Below are 4,780 nucleotides of genomic sequence, written 5' to 3'. Positions count from 1 at the left end.
GCTGGGCAACCATTCTAGGTGCAGGAAACGCCGGCTGGACTGTCGCAGGCACCGGGCGGTTTGATAATGATCTCAATTTTGACATCCTATGGCGTAATAGTTCTACAGGCATGGTTACGCTGTGGTTCATGAATGGGACAGGCATGAAGTCATGGGGAGTGGTAGCTCAATAGACCTTCAACGATCTGGGTGGTCTCTTTCATCTAAGACAGGAAAGTCGTGCCTATCGTTAGTCAGATTAACGGGAGACTATTATGACGCTTTCCATAGTGATACCAGTTTTTCGTTCAGGTCGAATCCTTTTCGATCTGTACGATAGGATTGCAGCGACTATTTCTCAGATTGGAATCAAGGATTATGAAATCCTCTTCGTTGAAGATGGCGGCGGGGATGATTCATGGGAGATTATTCAGCGTATCACAGAGAAAGACAGGCGAGTGCGCGGTATTCGTCTGTCTCGCAACTACGGCCAGCATAACGCCTTGTTGTGCGGCATTCGCGCAGCTCGGTATGACGTGATCGTGACTATGGACGATGATTTGCAGAATCCTCCGGAAGAGATCCCCAAGCTTCTGGCCAAATTATCCGAGGGTCATGATGTAGTTTACGGCGCACCGGAGCGGGAACAGCATGGTTTTTTGCGCGACTGGGCATCCCGTATTACAAAATATGCCCTGCAGGGTGCCATGGGTGTGGAGACCGCAAGGAAGGTCAGCGCCTTCCGCGCCTTTCGGACAGACATTCGCAAGGCCTTTGAAGGCTATCGCAGCCCCCTCGTCTCTATAGATGTCCTGTTGACATGGGGAACCACAAGTTTTGCTTCTGTTGCGGTCAAACATCATCCACGTCAATCCGGCGTATCCGGCTATACACTTCGAAAGCTTATAATCCATGCCGTGAATATGATAACAGGCTTTTCGACATTGCCGCTTCAAGTGGCAAGCATAATCGGATTCATATTTGCCATATTTGGCTTTTCACTGCTTGGCTATGTCGTTGTTCGTTATCTTGCAAGCGGTGGCAGCGTGCCAGGTTTTACCTTTCTTGCATCCATTATCGCCATATTTTCCGGCGTTCAGCTCTTTGCGTTAGGGATTATCGGGGAATACCTGGCGCGCATGTACCTGCGCACCATGGATCGTCCGCCTTATGTAATTCACTTGCAAACCGACGGGACTAAATATCTTAAAGGGGGAGAAGATGGAAACCCTGATTAAAGCGCCTTGGGAGACAAGATGTCTTGGACGGGAAGGCTTCATGCTCAATGGAGCCTTCCTGCCTGTATTTGATATGCAGACATTGTCTAAAGAGATAGCCAGGGCGCGTGACGAACATGGCAACATATTTATATCAGTCAGGGTGCCAAAGCAGTATCATGCCCTTATTCCTGCTATTCAGAGGGAAGGATTTTATTTCGTTGAACAGACCCTGGATCCATATCTTGCACTTCAAAAATCCGATGTATTAAAACGGTTCAATGCCGATCCCATGTCTTTTATTCCATCCCGCCATCGTGATAAAAATCTTAGAGTGATAGCGATGGATAAAAATGACGCTGTTCTACAATCTCAAGTAATGGAGTGCGCCCGCGGATCATTTTCAGATGACAGGTTTCACATGGACCCAAATTGTCCCAGGGAATTGGCAGACCTGCGGTTTTTTAACTGGGCGAGAGACCTCATCTCTGATCCAGGTGTTATGATTTATATCGCCATGATTGGTGAAGATGTGGTCGGCTTTCTGGCACAAAAACAAGATCAGCTAATCCTTGCTGGATTCAAGCAGCAATTTGCTCGCAGCGGATTGGGGGATTTTCTATGGTTGAGTACTTTATCTAATATGATGGCTCATGGTTTTGACTGTGTTAATACCCGTATATCAACCAACAACACCGCTGTGCTTAATCTTTATGCCCGTTTGGGCTTTAAGTTTAAAAACCCTGCCTCCATGTTTCATTATTGGGGCTGATCCATGGTTGGTAGGCAGATTTTACGTTACATTTTGGTTGGATCGCTATCCAATATTCTGCTCTATCTTCTCTATATCGCCCTGACCACCCTTGGTGTTGGTCCTAAAATGGCGATGACAGGACTTTTTGCGCTGGGAGTATTGCAGACCTTTATTCTTAATAAAAGATGGACTTTTGCCCACGCTGGTGACACCCAGCGCAGCCTGTTCCGTTACCTGATAGCATACGGGGGTTGTTATCTGCTCAATCTATCGATTTTAATCCTCTTTGTGGATCACATGGGTATGCCTCACCAGATCGTCCAGGGGGTGGCCATTGTGTTTTTTGCGGCCCTGCTGTTTTTGCTCCAGAAATACTGGATATTTACGAATGCCGATAAGTCAGGGCAATTGGCAAAGGGAGTGGCGTGAAACGCTGCCCGGCCTGCGCTGAACCATTTGATTCTGCCGGTTGGCAATGTCCGGCCTGTGGCTGCGAGCCACAAAATATTGACGGGTTTTCAGCCCTGGCTCCAGAATTGGCCCATAATGGCGATGGGTTCCTGCCTGAGTATTTCGAGGAACTTGCCAGACTTGAGGCCGGGAATTTCTGGTTTCAAACACGCAATAAACTTATTATTCATGCCCTGCAAAAATATTTTCCTGACTTTAAGTCTTTTTTTGAAATAGGATGCGGTACCGCATTTGTGCTTTCTGCAATAGGCGCCGCCTTCCCAAACGCCGCACTTACAGGCAGCGAAATCTTCATTGCCGGTCTTGTCTATGCCGCACGTCGGTTGCCACATGCCGAATTTTTTCAGATGGATGCACGCCGCATACCTTATGAGTCGCATTTTGATGTCATCGGCGCCTTTGATATGCTGGAACATATCAAAGAGGACCAAACTGTATTGATAGAGATATATCGAGCGTTAAGGCCGGGTGGTGGCGTCATTTTAACCGTGCCCCAGCATCCCTGGTTGTGGAGCCGTCAGGATGAAATGGCCTGTCACATGCGTCGTTACACGAGAAGTGAGTTGATCCAGAAGGTAGCAAAGGCGGGTTTTGAGGTCGTTTATATCACCTCTTTTGTCTCCTTGCTGTTACCGTTTATGTGGATATCCAGGAGGCTCAGGCAAAGGAACTGTAAAATAAAATTGTTTGACCCTCTTGCCGAGCTAAAAATAAACCCTTTTGTAAATTGGATACTTGGGATCGTGATGAAACTGGAACGAATTATGATAAGGCTTGGCGTGAGGTTTCCTTTTGGGGGATCTCTTCTGCTTGTTGCCAGAAAGGCATGAGGTATGGCAATGATTCCGTTCAATAGACCCTACATGACCGGCAAGGAATTATGGTATATCTCCCAGGCGCATAATAGAGGCTGGTTAGCAGGCGATGGCTATTTCACCAAGCGATGTCACGCCTGGCTGGAGGAGAAGACCGGGGCTAAAAAGGCGCTTCTTACGCACTCCTGCACCGCCGCCCTGGAAATGGCGGCAATCCTGGCTGACATTCAGCCGGGCGATGAAGTCATTATGCCGTCTTACACCTTTGTCTCTACGGCCAATGCCTTTGTGTTGCGCGGCGGGGTCCCTGTATTTGTCGATATCCGCCCTGATACGCTGAATTTGGATGAGAGCAAGATCGAGGCAGCTATTACCAGCAGAACCCGCGCAATCGTGCCGGTTCATTATGCCGGAGTTGGATGCGAGATGGACGTTATCATGTCGATTGCCAAAAAATACAATTTGATTGTAATCGAGGATGCGGCGCAAGGGGTCATGGCTGCATATAAAGGAAGACCATTGGGAAGCATCGGGCACATGGGCGCACTATCTTTCCATGAAACCAAGAACATCATCTCTGGTGAAGGTGGGGCCTTGTTGGTTAATGACGAAAGATTTATTGAGAGGGCCGAAGTGATTCGTGAAAAAGGGACGAATCGCAGTAAGTTTTTTCGCGGGGAGGTGGACAAATACACATGGGTGGATATCGGCTCATCCTATTTACCAAGTGAACTTATTGCGGCCTTTCTGTGGGCGCAGATGGAAGAGGCGGAATCCATAACAGCAAGGCGCCTCGCCATCTGGCAGACTTATCACGAGGCATTTAAAGCACTGGAAGAAATGGGTCATATAAGAAGACCTTTCATCCCATTGCATTGTAAACACAATGCACACATGTATTATCTTTTAATGCCAGACATAGAGACCCGCACAGCTTTCATCAATTATATGAAACAGCATGAAATCCATTGCGTTTTTCACTATGTGCCGCTTCACACGGCCCCTGCCGGCTGTCGCTTTGGCCGCTTTCACGGGTCTATGGAAAATACTCTAAAGGCTGCTGATTGTCTTGTCAGATTACCTCTATGGGTAGGATTGGAAGAGCAGCAGGGATATGTTATCGAAAGGGTTTTGGATTTTTTCAAAAAAAATTGAAATGATACAAGGAAGAACAACTATGTCAGTAAGCAGGAAAGGAAATGCCGTTATCCTAGCTAAAGATATCAAATCCAGATGGGTTCAACTCTTTGTTGGTTCTTGTGTGATATTGATCCTTGGAGATGCCCTGTTTTTTCACTTCATTACATGGAAATTATTTTTTCATTCAGATTCCGCAGTCAAAAATATCCTCGCCGAAGAAATTTATTCCAGTAAATCGCTATTTCCAAATGGGTGGATATATGTAAATGGTGATTTGTGGTTTTTAATGCCCCAGTTGTTGATCGTTCCTCTGCTTCCTTTCTTCAAAAACAGTTTTACACTCCATGCTGTAGCAGCCTCGGTAGAAATGGGGTTATGCCTTGGTATGGCCTGGTTGATACTGA

At 47.0% G+C, this 4,780-nt stretch carries 5 protein-coding genes and 1 pseudogene; all 6 read left to right on the top strand.

The window, feature by feature from the left end; all coding sequences use genetic code 11:
• The first annotated feature begins 254 nt into the window (after positions 1–254).
• Positions 255–1,217 (top strand): glycosyltransferase, encoded by a 963-nt coding sequence (locus tag ACP5SG_RS09390; protein ID WP_428123967.1) that lies wholly within the window; start codon positions 255–257, stop codon positions 1,215–1,217.
• A 142-nt stretch (positions 1,218–1,359) separates the two neighbouring features.
• Positions 1,360–1,968, top strand: coding sequence for a hypothetical protein (locus ACP5SG_RS09385; RefSeq protein WP_428123965.1), 609 nt, complete (start codon positions 1,360–1,362; stop codon positions 1,966–1,968).
• Between the two features lie 3 nt (positions 1,969–1,971).
• A complete protein-coding gene (locus ACP5SG_RS09380) occupies positions 1,972–2,379 on the top strand; it encodes a GtrA family protein (protein WP_428123960.1) in 408 nt (135 codons plus the stop codon).
• Positions 2,376–3,251, top strand: coding sequence for a class I SAM-dependent methyltransferase (locus ACP5SG_RS09375; RefSeq protein ID WP_428123953.1), 876 nt, complete (start codon positions 2,376–2,378; stop codon positions 3,249–3,251). Before ACP5SG_RS09380 ends, ACP5SG_RS09375 begins: the two co-directional genes overlap by 4 nt.
• A 9-nt stretch (positions 3,252–3,260) precedes the next feature.
• Positions 3,261–4,391 carry a dTDP-4-amino-4,6-dideoxygalactose transaminase gene (gene rffA, locus ACP5SG_RS09370; protein WP_428123950.1) on the top strand — a complete coding sequence of 377 codons (1,131 nt, stop codon included), beginning with the start codon at positions 3,261–3,263 and terminating at the stop codon, positions 4,389–4,391.
• A pseudogene (locus ACP5SG_RS09365) lies at positions 4,351–4,780 on the top strand (hypothetical protein); the annotation flags it as partial. The gene rffA and the pseudogene ACP5SG_RS09365, both read left to right, overlap by 41 nt.

This window comes from Dissulfurimicrobium sp. (genome assembly GCF_049968175.1).
Lineage (GTDB): Bacteria > Desulfobacterota > Dissulfuribacteria > Dissulfuribacterales > Sh68 > Dissulfurimicrobium > Dissulfurimicrobium hydrothermale.
Note: the sequence above shows the minus strand (reverse complement) of the source record. Positions and strands in the feature narration are given on the sequence as shown.